Genomic DNA, 18,228 nt, shown 5'->3' with positions numbered 1-18,228 from the left:
AGCGCCCCCAGCGCCGCTTGTTTTTCATTGCGCCCCTGGCGCGCTGGCGAGCGATGCCGCAGCCACCACGCCGCTGGCCCGCAAGCTTTGCAGGGCTGCGGGCGGATCGGCCGCATCGAGCAGATAGCCGTGGTCAGGCAGGGGACCGGCGACGATGCCTGCCTGTGCCTGCTCGAGCGCTGCAGCGACCTGGGCCATGCTGGCGGTAGGCAGGAATTGCACGCGCAGGCTGGCCGGCGGCGCCACTGCACCCGGCACGCTGCGCCAGCGCAGTTGATCCGCCGGGGCGGCTTGCTGCCACAGCAGCCACGCCTGGCCTATGCACAGGCTGGCCAGTGCCGTGATGGCCACTGGCGCCAGTGCAGGCAGCGCCAGGCGCCGGCAGCAGCGGCGCCAGAAGCCGGGGCGTTCGAGGCGGCGATGCAGTTCCGCCAAGCCTGCGGCGGGATCCATGCCGGCCGCTTCGGCCTCGATGGCGGTGCGGATCTCGCCCAGCCAGTCGGCATCGGCGGCCCAGTGCGGATCGTGTTCCAGCCTGGCGGCGATGCGGCTGGCCACGTCTGCGGGGGCATGGCCATTCAGGTAGTCTGGCAGCATCTCGTGCAGCGCCTGTTCCTGAGGATCGATGGACTCAGCCATGGCGGCCGCCTTCCTGGGCAAACCAGCGCTGTATGCACTGGCGTAAGTTGATGCGGCCATGAAACAAGCGCGTCTTGACTGTGCCTTCCGGTGCTTGTTGAATATGGGCAATGTCGGCCACCGACAGATCGTCGAGGGCCCACAGGGTCAGGCTTTCGCGCTGCATCGGGTTGCGCAGACGCAGCAAGCATTTCAGCACGGCATGGCGCCGTTGCAGATTTTCCCTTGCCACCTGTGGTCCCGGATCGTATTCCGCCGGCTCCTGCTGCGCCTGCTCCTCGCTATCGCTGTCGAGCGGCACTTCGCGTGCCAGGCGCTTGCCATGGCGGCGGATCTGGTCGACCGCCTTGTTGCGGGCCAGGGTCAGCAGCCAGGTACCGAACGCCACCCGGCCGTCGTAGCGCATGGGCGCGCGCCAGATATCGTGGAACACGTCCACCGTGACTTCGTCGGCGATCGCGTGCACATCGAGCCCCGAGCCCGATAGCTGCAGGCGCGCAAACACGCGCACGCGCGGCGACCAGGCGCGGTACAGGGCGTCCAGCGCGCGCTGGTCGCCTGATGCCATGGCAGCGAGCAGTTCGGCGGGATTGACAGGCAATGCGCTCATGGTCACGGGAAGGAGGGACAGGTTGAATGGGGGCGGCAGGCAATTGCGTCGTGGTAATTATAGCATCGGGGAAATAGTGCAGTATTGGTAAGGGCGACGCCTGCAAAGGCGTGGGCGCAGGGGCTGGCGCAATGTCATTGCAAAAAGATTGAACCGGATGGCGGTGCGCTGCGAACAAGAGCATGAAGGGCCGCATTGCAGCTGGTCCGCCAAGCCGAAAAGGACAGTCCCATCATGAGAAAACGCGGCAAGACCTTGCGCGATGCCAGCAGGGGCGGGGAGCCAGCCCATGCATGAAAATATGCTCTCCGGCAACGTCGCCATGCAGCGCCTGACGCCGGCCGAGCGGCTGGTGGCGGCCATGGCCATGCGCGGCACGCCCTACAAATCCATCGCCCGCGCGCTCGACAAGTCGCCAGCCACCGTGCGCAACCAGCTGCATATGATTTACCGCAAGCTCGGTGTGAGCAACCGGACGGCGCTGTCCTGCGCCTTGCGAACAGATGACTAGCCCGCCGCGCGGCAAGCCTCAAAAATATTGGCTATGTCACCATCAAGTGTGGGAATGCTCCCAGCGTTGCTTTCAATAACGCTTCTGGTGAACGGATGCGCCCGGCGTCGAGTATCCAGCGCCATCCCAGGTAGTTCGGCAGGTAACGCGTCGCCACGCCGTGAAACGGCCTCAGCCAGTCCCGCAGGCGGCGATGATACGCATTGACGTTCTGCACATGGGCCGCGCCCCGCACGCGGATACCGGCGCGCAAGTTGACGGCCTGATGGCTGATATCCGCCTCCCTGGCGAAGGCCCGGTAGGCGGCATGGCCGTCGCTTACCAGCAGGATATCCTGGTCGATGACAGGCAACAAACAGTGGTGTAGTTGCGCCTTCGTCAGCGCGCCTCTGCCCGTGACAAAATCGAGGGTTTGTCCCGTGCGGTCGCGCGCCACCAGGATGCAGACCTGTTCATTCGATATGCCGCGTTGGCGGGCACGACTACCCCGGCGGCGGGCTGGACGCGTCATCTGCCTGGATCCCTTTTCCGATTCCAGCAGATATAACTCGTCGGCCTCGGCGATGCCATGCAGGCCATGCGGCCGGTCCGTCTTGGCGACCGTTAAAAAACGGTGGCGCCAGCGAAAGGTGGTATTGCGGTGCACACCCAGCTGTTGAGCGGCCTGGCGCACCGACCTGGAATCAAGCAGGCAATCGGCATACGCGAGCCACAGCGCCTTGTGGCGCAAGCGAGCCAACGGCGTGCCCGTCAAAGCGTTGAAGGTGCGCCCGCAAGGTACACAGCGGTAGCGCTGCAAGCCGTGCGCATGGCCATGCCGGTGCAGGTGATGCGAGCGGCAGGCGGGACAGTGCAAGCGTGCTTGCGCCGCGCTTTCCAGCAGCGCAACGGTCGCGTCGTGTGGCGCGTTGCCTCGTAGCAGGGCCATGCCTGCCTGCCGCTGGCGTTGATTCAACCGAGAAAACTGCGCAACAAAGCTGATCCATTCGACTGGCTGCATGATCTGCTCCTTGCATAGTGAATATGCAGAGTCAGACAGCACAGCCAAGGGAAGATTCCGGCATTTCCCCTATTTGCCGAGGACAGAGCCAAATTATTTTCGGCACTGGGGCAAAAATCGTCTTTTTCAAGGCCTTGAAGGCCGCTTGATCGTCCTTAGATTGGCAGCAGGCGGATGCTCACGGTGAGGTCCGCCCCTCTTATCGCTTCATTTGAAAAGGATATTTATCATGCGTACTTTTGACCTTGCTCCCCTGTACCGTTCCGCCATTGGCTTTGACCGCCTGGCACAGTTGCTCAATGAACAGCGCGCAGATGCGCAACCGAGCTATCCGCCGTACAACATCGAACTGGTATCGGAAGATAAATACCGCATCGTGATGGCATTGGCAGGCTTTTCGCGCGAAGAGATCGATATCATCACTGAACGCGACTCACTGCATGTCACGGGCCGCAAGCAGAAAGATGGCGTCGAGCGCACGTTCTTGCACCGCGGTATCGCTGCCCGCGATTTCGAACAGCGTTTCCAGCTGGCCAACCATGTGAAGGTCACGGGCGCCACGTTTGAAAACGGCATGCTGACCATCGACCTGGTGCGTGAAGTGCCGGAAGCGCTGAAACCGCGCAAGATCGAGATCGGCACCGGCACCGGCACCGGCAGCGACACTGTTAGCGTGCTGGAACAGCGTCAGGCAGCTTGATCTGAGCTGAGCTGATCCGGCGCGCCCCTCGGGCGCCCGGGCAGCCAGGAGGGTACCCTCCCATGCAGTAAAATACTGGTCGGTTGATCCGGCCAGTGTCACGTCCAGGCCCTGTATGCCCCTCCATCGCCCGCCATGCGGCGCGCCAGATTAAGCGATGCTTAAAGGCGCCAACGCCTGTTTCCAAATAGAAAAAAGTTAAGCACCGCCTAAGACTCGTGGCCCACTATTGCATACATCAAAATCTCATTGAATGAGGAGCAATTCATGGAACAGCAAACGAATACCGCCTCGCTGAAAATCAAACGCACCGTAGCCGCGCTGGCCGCGATCGGTGTGCTGGGCGCCGGTGGCGCCATGGTGATGCATCAGAATAATGCCGGCGCGAATACTGCCGCCGCCGCCGCCCCCGTGGCTGCCGCTGTCGCGCCTGCCGCCAGCGCGCCGCTGGTGGCCTTGCCCGACTTTAGCCAGATCGCCGAGCGCAACAGCCCGGCCGTCGTCAACATCAGCGTCACGGGCAGCACCAAGGTGGCCTATGACCCCTCGGCCCAGGCCGGCAACGACGACTTCGGCAACGACCCCTTCTTCGAATTCTTCCGCCGCTTCCAGGGGCCGCAAGGCGGGCAGCGCGGTGGCCGCGACGTGCCCACGCACGGCCTCGGCTCCGGCTTCATCGTCAGCCCGGACGGCATCATCATGACGAATGCCCACGTGGTGCGCGATGCGCGCGAAGTGACCGTCAAGCTGAACGACCGCCGCGAATTCCGCGCCAAGGTGCTGGGCACGGATCCGAAGACCGATATCGCCGTGCTGAAGATCGACGCCAACAACCTGCCCATCGTGCCGCTCGGCCATTCGAGCGACCTGAAAGTGGGCGAGTGGGTGCTGGCCATCGGTTCGCCGTACGGTTTCGACAGCACGGTGACGGCCGGCGTCGTCAGCGCCAAGGGCCGCTCGCTGCCCGACGACAGCAACGTGCCGTTCATCCAGACGGACGTGGCGGTGAACCCCGGCAACTCGGGTGGTCCTCTGTTCAATACACGCGGCGAAGTGGTCGGCATCAATTCGCAGATCTACAGCCAGACCGGCGGCTTCCAGGGCCTGTCGTTCGCCATCCCGATCGACCTGGCCGGCCGCATCAAGGACCAGATCGTCGCCACGGGCAAGGCCAGCCACGCCAAGCTGGGCGTGACGGTGCAGGAAGTCAACCAGGGCTTTGCCGACTCGTTCAAGCTGGCCACGCCGGAAGGCGCGCTGGTGGCCAACGTGGAGCGGGGCAGCCCGGCCGACAAGGCGGGCCTGAAGTCGGGCGACGTGGTGCGCAAGGTGAATGGCCAGCGCATCATCGCCTCGGCCGACTTGCCGGCGCTGGTGGGAACGTCCTTGCCCGGCGACAAGATCAGCCTTGATGTCTGGCGTGACGGCAAGATCGTCAGCCTGACGGCAACGCTGGGCAATGCGGCCGACAAGGTGGCCGAAGTGGCGAAGAGCGACGGCGCGGCCGGCAAGGTAAAGCTGGGCCTGGCCCTGCGTCCGTTACAATCGGATGAAAAACGCGAGGCGGGCATCAGCGCCGGCCTGCTGGTGGAAGACGCCGGCGGTGCTGCCGCGAATGCCGGAGTGCAGCCGGGCGACGTGCTATTGTCGGTAAATGGCCGTCCCGTCAACACGGTCGAGCAAGTGCGCGACGTGGTGGAGAAATCCGCCAAGTCGGTGGCCTTGCTGATACAGCGCGGCCCCGACAAGATCTTCATCCCCGTGCGTTTGGGTTGATTACAAGAATAACGAAACAGAAAGGCAAGCCATGCGCTTATTGCTGGTAGAAGACGACACGATGATCGGCGAGGTGGTGCTCGATTTGCTGCGCGCCGAGCACTACGCGGTGGACTGGGTCAAGGATGGCGACATGGCCGATACGGCCCTGCAGACGCAGACCTATGACCTGGTGCTGCTGGACCTGGGCTTGCCGCGCAAGGATGGTCTCGATGTGCTGCGCTCGATGCGTTTGCGCAAGCTCGATACCCCGGTGCTGGTGGCCACGGCGCGCGACGCCGTCGAGCAGCGCATCGCGGGCCTGGACGCGGGCGCCGACGATTACGTCCTGAAGCCGTATGACCTCGACGAATTGCTGGCGCGCATACGTGCCCTGCTGCGGCGCGCCTCGGGGCGGCCGGAACCGATCTTCGAGCACCAGGGCGTGAGTATCAATCCGCTGACGCGCGAAGTGATCGCCGAGGGCCATCCCGTCAACCTGTCGGCGCGCGAATGGGCCGTTCTGGAAGCGTTGATCGCCCGTCCCGGCATCGTGCTGTCGCGCGCGCAGCTGGAAGAAAAACTGTACAGCTGGAAGGATGAAGTCAACAGCAATGCCGTGGAAGTGTATATCCACGGCTTGCGCAAGAAGCTCGGCAGCGACTTGATCCAGAACGTGCGCGGCCTCGGCTACATGGTGCCGAAGGCATGAGGATGAAGGTCACGGTGACGCACTCGCTGCGCGGCCGCCTGCTGTGGTTTTTGCTGGCGGCCATCATCATGGCGGCCCTGGCGCAGGCCTCGATCGCCTACCGCAGCGCCCTGTACGACGCCGACCAGATCTTCGACTATCACATGCAGCAGATGGCCCTGTCGCTGCGCTCCGGCGCGCCGCTGGCCAACCATGCGCAAGCCTTGCCGGCCGACCCCGTCAACAACGACATGGTGGTGCAGGTGTGGACGCCGGACGGCGTGCAGGTGTTCCGCTCGATCACGCGCGCGGAACTGCCGCAGCGCGCCGTGCTGGGCTTTTCGAATGTGAAGGCCAACGGCACTACCTACCGCATCTTCTCCGTGCAAACCAGTTCCCAGACCGTGCAGATCGCGCAGGACATGGCCGTACGCAAGCGCATGGCCGGCAGCCTGGCGCTGCGCACGGTCGGTCCCATCGCGCTGATGGCGCCTATCTTGATGCTGGTGGTGTGGTGGGTCGTCAGCGGTTCGCTGGCGCCCGTCTCGCGCGTGCGCAAGCAGGTGGCGGCGCGCCAGGCCGATGATTTATCTCCCGTCTCGGAAGCGGGCTTGCCCGACGAAGTGCGCCCCCTGGTGCATGAATTGAATTTGCTGTTCGGGCGCGTCAAAACGGCGTTCGACGCGCAGCAGCATTTCGTCGCCGACGCCGCGCATGAATTGCGCACGCCGCTGGCGGCCCTGAAACTGCAGGTACTCAGCCTGGAGCGGGCCGAATCGGAAGAAAAACGCAGCCTGGCAATCAGCCGCGTGAGTGCCGGCATCGAGCGGGCCACGCGCCTGGTCGAGCAGTTGCTGGTGCTGGCGCGCCAGGAAGCGAGCGCCGCCAGCGGCGACCAGCTGCAGGCGGTGGATTTGAACGACGTCGTCAAGCGGGCGCTGGGCGACATGGCCGGCATTGCGCAGGCGCGCAAGATCGACCTGGGCTTGCACCACATGGACCCGGCCAAGGTGGCGGGGCAGGCCGATGCCCTTAACATCATGCTGCGCAACCTGGTCGATAACGCCATCAAGTACACGCCGCAGGGTGGCACGGTCGATATCGACCTGCGCGCCAGCCCCGTCGGCGTGACCTTGTCCGTGGAAGACAGCGGCCCCGGCATCCCGCCCGAGGAGCGCGAACGCGTCTTCAGCCGCTTCTACCGCGTGCCCGGCACGGACGCCAACGGCAGCGGCCTGGGACTGGCCATCATCAAGGCCATCGCCGAGCGCCATGGCGCGCGTCTGGTGCTGGACAAGTCCGAGCGCCTGGGCGGCCTGTGCGTGCGCGTGGAATTCCCGCAAGCGGAGAAAAGAGCGTTTTGATCATGATCTTTGGCATGTTGCATTGACGTGCGCGCCGTGGCCCTATATTGTCTGCGAAACAAGCAGAACCAGACCACGGAGCGCACATGCAGAGAATCGGATTTTCAGGAACCCTCGACCCCATCACCAACGGCCACATGTGGGTGATCGGCGAAGCGCGTTCGCTCGCCGACGAAGTGATCGTGTTCCTGTCGCAAAACCCCGCCAAGAAGCCGCAGTTCCCGGCCGAAGACCGCAAGCGCATCATCGAACAGAGCGCGCGCGAGTGCGGCTGGGACAATGTACAGGTGGTCATCGTCAAGGGCGACTACACGGCGCGCGCGGCGAAAAAGCATGGCTGCGACTACCTGATCCGCGGCATCCGCACGACAGCCGATTTCGACTATGAAAACCTGATCCAGCAAACCAATGTGGACGTACTGCAGGGCGCCAAGACGATTTTCGTCATGCCGCCGCGCGACCTGGGCTCCGTCAGTTCCAGCTTCGTCAAGGCGCTGGAAGGCCCCGTGGGCTGGAACTGGACCATGAAGAAATTCGTCCCCGGCCCCGCCTACCACGCGTGGATACTCGACTGCCTGCGCAAGGAGTGGGAAGCGCTGTGGCATTACGCCACCGCTTCGCAAGCCGACATCGCGCTGGCGGACCACTGGTTCGCGCACCTGACGGGACCGCAGGCGTATGGCGGCGCGGAGCGCCACTATCACAACCTCGACCACCTGGTGCACGGCCTGTCGGAGATCCGCGTGTGGGCCGACAATACCTATGCACCCAAACGCGACAGCGCGCTGGTCAAGAAAGCATTCTGGTTCCATGACGCCATCTACAGCCATGACGAAGACGCCCTGTATTCCAGCGAAGAGGCGAGCGCCCAGCTGTGGCTGGCCAGCGGCCTCGATGCGGGCGACAACCTCGATGTGGCGCAATTGATACGCGCCACCGACCATTTCCAGGGCCCTGGCATTAGCCATGCGCTGAAGGACGCCATGCTCAGCGCCGACCTGGCCATCCTGGGGCAGGATGAAGAGGTGTATCACGCCTACACGCAAGCCATCGGCCTTGAATATGCGCATGTGGACCCCGTGCGCTTCAAGCAGCAGCGGGGCCTGGCGCTCCAGCATTTATGCGGCAAGGCGCAGGCGGGCCAGCTGTTTGGCGATGCGTATTTCGCCGACCAGTACAACGCGCGGGCGATTGAAAACATGCAGAAGGAGATCGCGGCGCTGGCAAGCGGCTGACTCTCGTCAGCCGCTTGCCAGCAGCCCGGGCTTGCCGCCCTAGCGGGCAGCAACCTTGGCGCGCGCCGCGTGCAGCTTCTTGAAGCTGTCGATCAGGCGCTGGTGCCTGTCGAGGCCTTCCAGTTGCATGCTGGTCGGGGTCAGGCCGAAGAAGCGCACGCTGCCGTCCACCGAGCCCAGCACCGCGTCCATGCGTTCGTCGCCAAACATGCGGCGGAAATTGACCACGTAATCGTCCAGCTCCAGCTCGTCATCGAGTTCCACTTCCAGCACCACGTTCAAGGCTTGATAGAACAGTTTGCGTTCGAGCGTGTTGTCGTTGTACTGCAAGAAGGTTTCCACCAGCTCTTTCGCTTCCTCGAACTGCTGCAGAACCAGATGAATCAGCAGCTTCAATTCCAGCGTCGTCAGCTGGCCCCATACCGTGTTTTCGTCAAATTCGATGCCGATCAGGGTAGCGATGTCGCCGTACTCGTCGAGCTCGCTGTTTTCCAGGCGCTCGAGCAAGTCTTCCAGGCTGGCATCGTCCAGCTGATGCAGGTTCAGGATGTCGGCGCGGAACAGCAGCGCCTTGTTGGTGTTGTCCCAGATTAAATCCTCAACGGGATACACTTCCGAATAACCGGGCACGAGGATGCGGCAGGCGGTGGCGCCCAGCTGGTCGTACTCGGCCGTATAGACTTCCTTGCCCATCTCGGCGAGGATGCCGAACAGGGTCGCCGCTTCCTCGGCATTCGAGTTTTCGCCGTGGCCGGAAAAATCCCACTCGACAAAATCGTAATCGGCTTTCGCGCTGAAGAAGCGCCACGAGACGATGCCGCTCGAATCGATGAAATGTTCGACGAAGTTGTTCGGCTCGGTGACGGCTTCGCTGGCAAACGTCGGCTGCGGCAAGTCGTTCAAGCCTTCGAAGCTGCGGCCCTGCAGCAATTCCGTCAGGCTGCGCTCGAGCGCCACTTCCAGGCTCGGGTGCGCGCCGAACGAGGCAAACACGCCGCCCGTGCGCGGGTTCATCAGGGTGACGCACATCACCGGGTACACGCCGCCCAGCGACGCATCTTTGACCAGTACGGGAAAGCCTTGTTCTTCCAGGCCCCGGATGCCGGCCAGGATGCCCGGGTATTTCGCCAGCACGTCCTGCGGCACGTCGGGCAGGGCGATCTCGCCTTCGAGGATTTCGCGTTTGACGGCCCGTTCAAAAATCTCCGACAGACATTGCACCTGCGCTTCGACCAAGGTATTGCCGGCGCTCATGCCATTGCTGACGTACAGGTTTTCGATCAGGTTCGATGGGAAATACACGACCTCGCCATCGGACTGGCGCACATACGGCAGCGAGCAGATGCCGCGCTCGGCATTGCCGGAGTTGGTGTCGACCAGGTGCGAGGCGCGCAGCTCGCCATCGGGGTTGTAGATCTCCAGGCTGTACGCATCGAGGATTTCCTTCGGCAGCGCATCCTTGCGTCCCGGCTTGAACCAGCGCTCGTTCGGGTAATGCACAAAATCCGCGTTGGCGATGTCTTCACCCCAGAACGATCCGGCGTAGAAATGGTTGTTGCTGAGCCGTTCGATGTACTCGCCCAGGGCCGACGCCAGCGCGCTTTCCTTGGTCGCGCCCTTGCCGTTGGTAAAGCACATGGGCGAGTGCGCATCGCGGATATGCAGAGACCACACGTTGGGAATGATGTTGCGCCACGAGGCGATTTCAATCTTGATGCCTAGGCCCGCCAGCAGGCCCGACATATTCGCGATGGTCTGTTCCAGCGGCAAATCCTTGCCCACGATATAGGTGCTGGCTTCGCCGGTCGGATTGAGCATCAGCAAGGATTGCGCATCGGCGTCCAGGTTCGCGACTTCTTCAATGACGAACTCCGGCCCCGCTTGCACCACTTTTTTCACCGTGCAACGGTCGATCGAGCGCAGGATGCCCTGGCGGTCCTTGGCCGAGATATCGGCCGGCAACTCGACCTGGATCTTGAAAATCTGCTGGTAACGGTTTTCCGGATCGACGATATTATTTTGCGACAGGCGGATATTCTCAGTGGAAATATTGCGCGTATCGCAATACAACTTCACGAAGTAGGCTGCGCAGAGTGCCGATGATGCCAAAAAGTAATCGAACGGGCCAGGCGCCGAGCCATCGCCTTTATAGCGGATGGGCTGGTCGGCGATGACGGTAAAATCGTCGAACTTGGCTTCGAGACGCAGCTTGTCGAGAAAGTTGACTTTAATTTCCATGAGGTAATCCAATACTGTGCTTATGAGTTAGCCGCTATTATCCGTGCTTTCCGCCGCAGGGCAAAGATTGTTCACTGCGGTCGTGCTGAACAGACTGATAAATGTGCGAGGCTATCTGACTACATGCGAATAACACTGATGCGTCACGGCGAGCCCCGACTCGCCAAAGGGGGCTGGATAGCGCCCATGCAAATGGGAGCGTGGATTGATCTCTACAACCAATCGCTGATCAAAGACAATGGCATACCTGCAGAGTGCGCCAGGGCAGCGCTATCGGCGTCGACTATCGTGGCCAGCACGGCACCGAGGGCATGCTCGTCGGCCAGGGCACTGGGTGACTTGCCGTTCATGCAAGAGGCGATTTTTACCGAGGCCGGGCTGCCTTTTGCGCTCTGGAGAGCACCTTGGCTGCCGCCGGCAGCCTGGGCAGCGATTTTTCGCCTGCTCTGGCTGTTCGGTTATGCGTGCGGAGCCGATTCGCTGACGCTAAGCCGGCGGCGCGCCAGGATTGCCGCCGAGCGGCTTGTTGCGCTGGCCGCCAGCGGGCCTGTGCTGCTGGTCGGACATGGCATCATGAATCGCCTGATCGGCAAGGAGTTGCAGGCATTGGGTTGGCTTGCCCGCAACAGGCAAGGCAGCCGGTACTGGAGCATGGGCGTGTATGAACTGTGAAAACTTGTGACGAATGCGGCAGCCGATACTGGCCGTGTGTCGATGCGGGCATAAAAAAACAGCGGCTGCCCATGCTGGCGCAGCCGCTGTTTTTTCAGGTGGACACGGTGATCAGAATTTCACCCACAGCCGTCCGAAATACGAAGCGCCGTTCAGACCGAACTGCACGCTGTCGTACTTGAAGCCGTTGTCCGTTTCGTCCGCGTTTTGCGTGGTGGGCTTGACGTTGAAGATGTTGTTGCCGCCAAAGGTCAGCTTGGTATTTTTGCTGATGCTGTAGGTGAAGCTCAGGTCGGCCGAGGTCTTGGCCGCGTAGCGGGCGTTCGGTACGCCTTCAGCCGTGCCGCTGAAGGTACCCAGGGTTTGCGGGCCGAAATAGATGATGCGCAAGTCCGATTCCAGCTTGCCCGTGATGTAGTCGAAGCCCAGGGTGGCTTTCGCGCGCGGGCCGCCCTGTTCGATGAACAGGCGTTCGCGCTCGGACAGCAAGACATCCTCGAAGCCCGTCAGCGAGGCGGGCGTCTTGACTTTCGTCACTTCCGTTTTGCTCAAGTTCAAGGCCAGGAAGGTGTTCAGGCGGTTGCCGGCCAGTTCACCCTTGTGCGAGGCCGTCAGGTCCAGTCCCCGCGTGCGCGTGTCGATGGAGTTGACGAAGAATTGCGCCTCGCCCACGCCCAACAGGGCCAGGCGCGCCGCCAGGTCGGGATAGTTGTCGGCATTGAAGCGGCCCGACAGCACGATGCGGTCCTTGATCTTGATGTTGTACAGGTCGGCCGTGACGGAAATGGCTTGCGTCGGCGTCCAGGTGGTGCCGAACGTAAAGCTGGTGGATTTTTCTTCCTTCAGCTTGGGGATGCCGGCCGCGTTGGCGACGGCGCCGCCATTCGGGGCCAGTACCACGTCCGTGGGCACGCCGCCGATGAAGTCGGTGAAGGTGGACGAGAAATACACTTGCTGCAACGACGGTGCGCGGAATCCCGTACTGGCCGAGCCGCGCAGCAGCACATTCGGTGCCACTTTATAGCTGGCAGCCAGCTTGCCCGTCACGGTGGAGCCGAAGTCGCTGAATTTTTCATAGCGCAAAGCCGCCTGGGTTTTCAGGCGATCCGTCCAGTCCAGTTCCACGTCGCCATATGCGGCGATGCTGTGGCGTTTGGCCTTGGTCACGTCGCCTGGCTGGAAGCCGGGAAAGCCCTGGCTGCCCGCATTGCCGCCCACGCCCACGCCGTCGGCGTCGCTGTAGGAGCCCGGTTCGCCGGCCATGATCTTGTATTCCTCGCTGCGGTATTCGGCGCCGAAGGCCACGTTCATGCCACTCATCACCGTGTCGTAATAGCGGCTGAAATCGGCGTTGCTGGTCAGTTGCTGGAACGAGAAGCCGCCCGCGTCGTAGCTGCTGGCGCTGACGCCCTTGCCACCGTTCATCAGGTCGAGATTGGCGATCGAGGCGTTCAGGGTATGGCTGATGTCGTAGCGCATCTTGTTGTAGCCATAGGTTTGCGAAAAGTCAGCATGCCATTCGCCGATCTGGCTGCGGTGGCCGACGGTGGCGTACTGGTCATCGATCTTGCCGTTAATGAACGGTACGAAACCATTTGGATACATGGCGGCCGAATTGCGCGACGGAATGTCGTCGCTGCCGATGCCCCCCCGGCCGAATGCGGCGCTGGACGCGTCGCGCGTCTGCGCGCCGGCCGTGAAGTACAGTTTGCCCGTGCTGCTGGTGGCGTAGTCGCCATTCAGGTACAGCGTCTTGTTTTGCGATTTGGTGTCGCCGATGATGCGCATGCTGTCCGCGTCGGCCCGGTTCGAACGGCCCCGGTCCAGGTATTCGCCCGTGATGGCGATGACGCCCTTGTCGCCCAGCGCGATGCCACAGTAGGCGGAGGTCATGTAATTCTTGCCGTCGCCTTCGGAATACTGGCTGTAGCCGGCCACCGCTTCGCAGCCCAGGCTTTTCTTCAGTTCGATGTCGATCACGCCGGCAATGGCGTCCGAGCCGTACTGGGCGGCGGCGCCGTCGCGCAGCACTTGCACGTTCTTGATTGCCAGCAAAGGAATCGCATTCATGTCCGTGCCCGTGTTGCCGCGGTTGCGCGCGCCGAACAGATTCACCAGGGCCGTCGTGTGGCGCCGCTTGCCGTTCACCAGCACCAGGGTCTGGTCGGAACCGAGGCCGCGCAGGGCCGCTGAATCGACCAGGTCGGCCCCGTCGGCGCCCGTCTGGCGCGTGGAGTTGAACGAGGGCGAGATGTATTGCAGCGATTGCGCCAGGTCAAACTGACCGCCTTGCTCGGCGACCCTGGACATCGGAATGATATCGACCGGCACCATGGTGTCGGTGGCGGAACTGGCGACCCGGCGCGAGCCGACCACGTTGACCGTTTGCACGGGACCGTCCGTGGCTCCCGCTTCCGTGGACTGGGCCATGGCGGCGGGACTGAAGGCGGCCAGGGCGGCGCTGCCGTACAGGCTGATGAGGACGGCTTTACGCAAGGTGGTGAGGGTCGGCACGCAGTATCTCCAAGTGGTATTGTGACTTGATTCTAGTGCCATCATTTCAGCATTCACCAGCGATACTTTGTTTTGTTATTACAAATTGCTTGTAACTGTTGTTTCCTGGTTGATTATCTTTTGCTCGCTTCCCGGCTTGCCCTGTACTGGTGCAGCATGCCCCATTCAGGTGCTGCGTTGCACCATGCCGCCCACCCAGATTGCCTGCGCGCTGTATTGCACCTCGATCAAACACGGTTGTTGCGTCGCATGGCCCTGATGCAGGCGTAGCGACTGTTGTCGGTGCGCTGCCAGCGCGCCCGCCGCCACGCCCGTGGCGCTGTCTTCCAGCGCCGGGTCGAGGTGGTTGAAGTTGCGCCCTTCAAACTCGTTTTCGCCCGTGCGGCAATACGCATAGCAGCCATTGACCTGATGCAAGGTACTCCAGTCGGCGATCAGTTCCAGGTTCGGCCGCAACGCGCGCAGGGTGGTACGGTCGGCCACTTCCAGCAGCAGCTTCGGGCTGCCGACCGAGGCGATGACGGGCGGCGACAGCAAGTGCATGTGCTGGCCCATGAGTTCGGACGGCACATATTTTTCCAGCATGACGGCCGGCGCCGGCTGCGGCGCCAGACCGATGAATAGATCGGCTGCGCGGCGCACCAGTTGCAAGGCTTGTCCGCGCATGGCCGTCGTCACCGTCAGGGTTGCCGGGTCGCCGGGCGCCGTCAGCAGCACATGCGCGGCCGCCAGGGTGGCATGCAGGCACAGGGGGCTGCGCGTGTGCGGATAAAAATAGTCGAGCACGATGGCGCCGTCCGCTTGCCGGTCGATGAAGACGCAGGCGCTCATTTGCCGCTCGCGGGCGAATTGCTGGCGCGCCGTTTCACTGCCGTGGTCGTTTTCCACGACCAGCGCCGCATTGCCGCCACCAGGTGCGGCGCCGAAACATTGTAATAAGTGGACGATCATGGCGGCCGATGCGAAAAGTAAAACACCAGCATAAACGATAAGCCCGATTCCAGATAAGTATAATAGACTGTGTTTATATACAGTATTGAGGTGGATCATGTGGGGCGCAGTCTTACCCGAGTATGCTGAGTTGTACTGCCTGAGCAATTTCAGCTTCCTGCATGGGGCTTCGCATGCGGAAGAGCTGGTGGCGCGCTCTGTACAGCTCGGTTACAAGGCCTTGGCGATTACCGACGAGTGCTCGCTGGCCGGCGTCGTGCGCGCCCATGCGGTTGCCAAGCGGGCTGGCTTTCCCCTGATCATCGGCGCGCATTTTCATTTGACGCGGGCCGACGGCGGGACGGCCTTGTCTTTGCTGGCGCTGGTACGCGATATCGATGGTTACGGCAACTTGTCGGAACTGATCACCATGGCGCGCACGCGGGCGGCCAAGGGGCGCTATCTGCTGACGCCCGATGATTTCAGCGCGCCATCGGCGCAGTTTGCCCATTTGCGGGGGCTGCCCGGCTGCCTGATGATCTTGCTGCCCAGCTATCCGGCCTCGCCGGAAAGCGTGCGCGCGCAGGGTGCGTGGATGGCGTCCACCTTTGGCAGCGAGCGCAGCTGGATCGGCCTGAATTTGCTGCAGCGGGCACAGGACGACGCGCACCGCAGCGCCGTGCAGGACGCGGGGCAGGCGCTGGGCTTGCCCGTGGTGGCCGTCGGCCATGTGTGCATGCACGTGCGTTCACGCAAGCCCTTGCTCGACACCCTGTGCGCGATACGCGTGGGTAAACCCGTGGGCGAGTGCGGCTATGCGCTGGCGCAAAATGCGGAGCAGCATCTGCGCGCGCGCTTGCGCCTGGCCAATGTGTATCCGCAGCAAGCGCTGGCGGAAACCGTGCGCATCGCCAAGCTGTGCACATTTTCCCTCGACAGCCTGCGTTATGACTATCCCGACGAGCTGGTGCCGCACGGCCACACGCCGGCGACGTATTTACGCGAGGAAACCTATGCGGGCGCGCGCATGCGCTTTCCATTGGGTATTCCCGCCAACGTGCAGCAGCAGATCGAGCAGGAGCTGGAGCTGATCGCCGAGCTGTCGTATGAAGCGTACTTTTTGACCGTGTACGACATCGTGCGCTTTGCGCGCTCGGAAAACATCCTCTGCCAGGGGCGGGGCTCGGCCGCCAATTCGGCCGTCTGCTATTGCCTGCACATCACGGAAGTGGACCCCGCGCGCGGCAATTGTCTGGTCGGGCGCTTCATGTCGCGCGAGCGCAACGAGCCGCCCGACATCGACGTCGATTTCGAGCACCAGCGGCGCGAAGAGGTCATCCAATATATCTACGGCAAATACGGCCGCGAGCGGGCCGCGCTGGCGGCCGTGGTGATCAGTTACCGGCCCAAGAGCGCCTTGCGCGACAGCGGCCGGGCGCTGGGGATCGACCTGGCCATCGTGGAAAAAGTGGCCAAGGCGCATCGCTGGTTCGACGGCAAGCACGATCTGCTGGAGCGCCTGGCCGAATGCGGACTCGACCCGGAAGCGGCATTGTCGCAGCAGTGGGCCGGCCTGGCGCAGCAGTTGCTGGGTTTTCCGCGCCACCTGTCGCAGCATCCGGGCGGCTTTGTCATCGCTCAGGGAAAATTGTCGCGCCTGGTGCCGATTGAAAACGCCAGCATGGCCGAGCGCAGCGTCATCGAGTGGGACAAGAACGACCTGGAGGAGCTGGGCTTGATGAAGGTCGACGTGCTGGCGCTGGGCATGCTGTCGGCCTTGCGCCGCGCCCTGGAACTGGTGAGTGTGCGGCGCGGCGAGGAATTTCGTTTGCAGGATATTCCGGCCGAAGACCCCACCACCTACGACATGATGTGCCAGGCGGACACCATCGGCGTATTCCAGATCGAGTCGCGCGCGCAGATGAGTATGCTGCCGCGCCTGCGTCCGCGTCAATTCTATGACCTCGTCATCGAGGTGGCGCTGGTGCGCCCCGGCCCCATCCAGGGCGGCATGGTGCATCCGTATCTGCAGCGGCGCCAGCAGAAAGAACCGGTCGAGTATCCGAAGGGCCTGGAAAAGGCGCTGGGGCGCACCCTGGGCATCCCGATCTTCCAGGAACAGGTGATGCAGGTGGCCATCATCGCCGCCGATTTCACGCCCGGCGAAGCGGATCAGTTGCGGCGCGCCATGGCGGCCTGGAAGCGCAAGGGCGGCATGAACAATTACCATGACCGCATCGTCGATGCCATGGTCGACAATGGCTACGAGAAAGTATTTGCCGAAGCCATCTTCAGCCAGATCGAAGGCTTTGGCGAATACGGTTTTCCCGAGTCGCACGCGGCCAGTTTCGCCCTGCTGACGTACGCCAGTTCCTGGCTGAAATGCCACGAACCGGCCGCCTTTCTGTGCGCCTTGCTCAACAGCCAGCCCATGGGCTTTTACAGTCCCTCGCAACTGGTGCAGGATGGTCGCCGACATGGCGTGCAAGTGTTGCCCGTCGATGTGGCCGTCAGCGGCTGGGAGGCGGCGCTGGAGGAACAGGACGGGCAGGGTGATGCACCGGCCGTGCGCCTGGGCTTGAACAGCCTGTTCGGCATGCGCGCGGAGGCCGCCCTGCGCATCGAGGATGCGCGCGCCATCGCCGCCTTCGCCGACGTGGCCGACCTTGCCCGGCGTGGCGGCCTGGACCGCCATGACTTGCAGGTGCTGGCCGCCGGCAACGCCCTGCACGCGCTGGCCGGCCACCGGCGCGCGGCGCTATGGCAGGCGGCCGGCGCCGTGCCCGACAGGGATTTGTTGCGTTCCACCACGCAAGAGGAAGACTTGCCCGTGCTGGCCGCGCCCACGGAAGGCGAGGGCATCGTCAGCGATTATCGTTCGCAAGGCCTGACTCTGGGGCGCCACCCGCTGGCGCTGCTGCGGGCACAGTTGCTGGAGGAGCGCTTTCTGCCCGCCGCGACGCTGGCCAGCTACACGCATGGCCAGCTGGCGCGCGCCTGCGGCATCGTCACCGTGCGCCAGCGGCCGGGCACGGCCAAGGGCGTGATCTTCATGACACTGGAAGACGAGACAGGCACGGTCAACGTCATCGTCTGGCCCGACCTGGTGGCAAGCCAGCGGCGCGAAGTGCTGAGCGCGCCGCTGCTGGGCGTGTATGGCGTGTGGCAAAGGGAAGGCATCGTGCGCAACCTGGTAGCCAAGCGCCTGGTCGACATGTCGCATTTGCTGGGGCGGTTGAGGACCAGCAGCCGCGATTTTTGTTGAAACCTTGATGCTCGTGGAGTGTGAATAGATACAAGCTTGCATTTTGTTAAGGCTCGCTGCAAGCGGGTGATTAAGCCGGAGTCACCCATTCATCCACTTCCAGG

The 18,228-nt window shown here is 62.9% G+C and carries 14 protein-coding genes; 8 read left to right on the top strand and 6 right to left on the bottom strand.

Annotated elements, in window-relative coordinates; genetic code table 11:
* Positions 1–24: 24 nt before the first annotated feature.
* On the bottom strand, positions 25–639 hold the full coding sequence (locus FJQ89_RS12270) for a hypothetical protein (protein WP_141170385.1): 615 nt from the start codon (positions 637–639) through the stop codon (positions 25–27).
* The gene (locus FJQ89_RS12265) at positions 632–1,249 is read right to left on the bottom strand and encodes an RNA polymerase sigma factor (protein WP_141170384.1); all 618 of its coding nucleotides are present in this window, start codon (positions 1,247–1,249) and stop codon (positions 632–634) included. The genes FJQ89_RS12270 and FJQ89_RS12265 overlap by 8 nt, the downstream gene beginning before the upstream one ends.
* Before the next feature lie 289 nt (positions 1,250–1,538).
* On the opposite strand from FJQ89_RS12265, the gene FJQ89_RS12260 reads away from it, so the two are divergent.
* On the top strand, positions 1,539–1,760 hold the full coding sequence (locus tag FJQ89_RS12260) for a helix-turn-helix domain-containing protein (protein ID WP_165829521.1): 222 nt from the start codon (positions 1,539–1,541) through the stop codon (positions 1,758–1,760).
* Between the two features lie 31 nt (positions 1,761–1,791).
* Here the strand turns inward: FJQ89_RS12260 and FJQ89_RS12255 are convergent, their stop codons facing one another.
* A complete protein-coding gene (locus tag FJQ89_RS12255) occupies positions 1,792–2,760 on the bottom strand; it encodes an IS1595 family transposase (RefSeq protein ID WP_141170382.1) in 969 nt (322 codons plus the stop codon).
* Between the two features lie 229 nt (positions 2,761–2,989).
* On the opposite strand from FJQ89_RS12255, the gene FJQ89_RS12250 reads away from it, so the two are divergent.
* From FJQ89_RS12250 to coaD, 5 genes are all read left to right on the top strand, one after another.
* Positions 2,990–3,460 (top strand): Hsp20 family protein, encoded by a 471-nt coding sequence (locus FJQ89_RS12250; protein WP_141170381.1) that lies wholly within the window; start codon positions 2,990–2,992, stop codon positions 3,458–3,460.
* 267 nt (positions 3,461–3,727) lie between these two features.
* Positions 3,728–5,236 (top strand): Do family serine endopeptidase, encoded by a 1,509-nt coding sequence (locus FJQ89_RS12245; protein WP_141170380.1) that lies wholly within the window; start codon positions 3,728–3,730, stop codon positions 5,234–5,236.
* Between the two features lie 31 nt (positions 5,237–5,267).
* Positions 5,268–5,927, top strand: a complete 660-nt coding sequence (locus FJQ89_RS12240; RefSeq protein WP_010400558.1) for a response regulator — start codon at positions 5,268–5,270, stop codon at positions 5,925–5,927.
* 2 nt (positions 5,928–5,929) lie between these two features.
* A complete protein-coding gene (locus FJQ89_RS12235) occupies positions 5,930–7,270 on the top strand; it encodes an ATP-binding protein (protein WP_141172766.1) in 1,341 nt (446 codons plus the stop codon).
* Positions 7,271–7,356: 86 nt separating this feature from the next.
* Positions 7,357–8,505, top strand: a complete 1,149-nt coding sequence (gene coaD / locus FJQ89_RS12230) for a pantetheine-phosphate adenylyltransferase (protein ID WP_141170379.1) — start codon at positions 7,357–7,359, stop codon at positions 8,503–8,505.
* Positions 8,506–8,544: 39 nt separating this feature from the next.
* Here the strand turns inward: coaD and FJQ89_RS12225 are convergent, their stop codons facing one another.
* Positions 8,545–10,743 (bottom strand): OsmC domain/YcaO domain-containing protein, encoded by a 2,199-nt coding sequence (locus FJQ89_RS12225; RefSeq protein ID WP_141170378.1) that lies wholly within the window; start codon positions 10,741–10,743, stop codon positions 8,545–8,547.
* A gap of 186 nt (positions 10,744–10,929) precedes the next feature.
* Here FJQ89_RS12225 and FJQ89_RS12220 point away from each other — a divergent pair, with 186 nt between their 5' ends.
* Positions 10,930–11,415, top strand: coding sequence for a hypothetical protein (locus FJQ89_RS12220; protein ID WP_205704599.1), 486 nt, complete (start codon positions 10,930–10,932; stop codon positions 11,413–11,415).
* A 111-nt stretch (positions 11,416–11,526) separates the two neighbouring features.
* Here the strand turns inward: FJQ89_RS12220 and FJQ89_RS12215 are convergent, their stop codons facing one another.
* Both FJQ89_RS12215 and FJQ89_RS12210 read right to left on the bottom strand, forming a co-directional pair.
* A complete protein-coding gene (locus FJQ89_RS12215; RefSeq protein WP_141170376.1) occupies positions 11,527–13,929 on the bottom strand; it encodes a TonB-dependent receptor plug domain-containing protein in 2,403 nt (800 codons plus the stop codon).
* Positions 13,930–14,094: 165 nt separating this feature from the next.
* Positions 14,095–14,880, bottom strand: coding sequence for a PhzF family phenazine biosynthesis protein (locus FJQ89_RS12210; protein WP_141170375.1), 786 nt, complete (start codon positions 14,878–14,880; stop codon positions 14,095–14,097).
* Between the two features lie 97 nt (positions 14,881–14,977).
* Between FJQ89_RS12210 and FJQ89_RS12205 the strand changes: the two genes are divergently transcribed.
* Positions 14,978–18,124, top strand: a complete 3,147-nt coding sequence (locus tag FJQ89_RS12205) for an error-prone DNA polymerase (RefSeq protein ID WP_141170374.1) — start codon at positions 14,978–14,980, stop codon at positions 18,122–18,124.
* Positions 18,125–18,228 lie beyond the last annotated feature (104 nt).

Origin of the sequence: Janthinobacterium tructae, from assembly GCF_006517255.1 — a bacterium.
Lineage (GTDB): Bacteria > Pseudomonadota > Gammaproteobacteria > Burkholderiales > Burkholderiaceae_D > Janthinobacterium > Janthinobacterium tructae.
This window is presented reverse-complemented; position numbering and strand designations above follow the sequence as displayed.

Excerpts from the sequence above, each read along its gene's own strand:
- FJQ89_RS12220 (WP_205704599.1), top strand. The coding sequence starts at position 10,930 with ATGCAAATGGGAGCGTGGATTGATCTCTACAACCAATCGCTGATCAAA.
- FJQ89_RS12225 (WP_141170378.1), bottom strand. The coding sequence starts at position 10,743 with ATGGAAATTAAAGTCAACTTTCTCGACAAGCTGCGTCTCGAAGCCAAG.
- FJQ89_RS12255 (WP_141170382.1), bottom strand. The coding sequence starts at position 2,760 with ATGCAGCCAGTCGAATGGATCAGCTTTGTTGCGCAGTTTTCTCGGTTG.
- FJQ89_RS12265 (WP_141170384.1), bottom strand. The coding sequence starts at position 1,249 with ATGAGCGCATTGCCTGTCAATCCCGCCGAACTGCTCGCTGCCATGGCA.
- coaD (WP_141170379.1), top strand. The coding sequence starts at position 7,357 with ATGCAGAGAATCGGATTTTCAGGAACCCTCGACCCCATCACCAACGGC.
- FJQ89_RS12240 (WP_010400558.1), top strand. The coding sequence starts at position 5,268 with ATGCGCTTATTGCTGGTAGAAGACGACACGATGATCGGCGAGGTGGTG.
- FJQ89_RS12250 (WP_141170381.1), top strand. The coding sequence starts at position 2,990 with ATGCGTACTTTTGACCTTGCTCCCCTGTACCGTTCCGCCATTGGCTTT.
- FJQ89_RS12210 (WP_141170375.1), bottom strand. The coding sequence starts at position 14,880 with ATGATCGTCCACTTATTACAATGTTTCGGCGCCGCACCTGGTGGCGGC.
- FJQ89_RS12245 (WP_141170380.1), top strand. The coding sequence starts at position 3,728 with ATGGAACAGCAAACGAATACCGCCTCGCTGAAAATCAAACGCACCGTA.
- FJQ89_RS12270 (WP_141170385.1), bottom strand. The coding sequence starts at position 639 with ATGGCTGAGTCCATCGATCCTCAGGAACAGGCGCTGCACGAGATGCTG.
- FJQ89_RS12260 (WP_165829521.1), top strand. The coding sequence starts at position 1,539 with ATGCATGAAAATATGCTCTCCGGCAACGTCGCCATGCAGCGCCTGACG.
- FJQ89_RS12235 (WP_141172766.1), top strand. The coding sequence starts at position 5,930 with ATGAAGGTCACGGTGACGCACTCGCTGCGCGGCCGCCTGCTGTGGTTT.
- FJQ89_RS12205 (WP_141170374.1), top strand. The coding sequence starts at position 14,978 with ATGTGGGGCGCAGTCTTACCCGAGTATGCTGAGTTGTACTGCCTGAGC.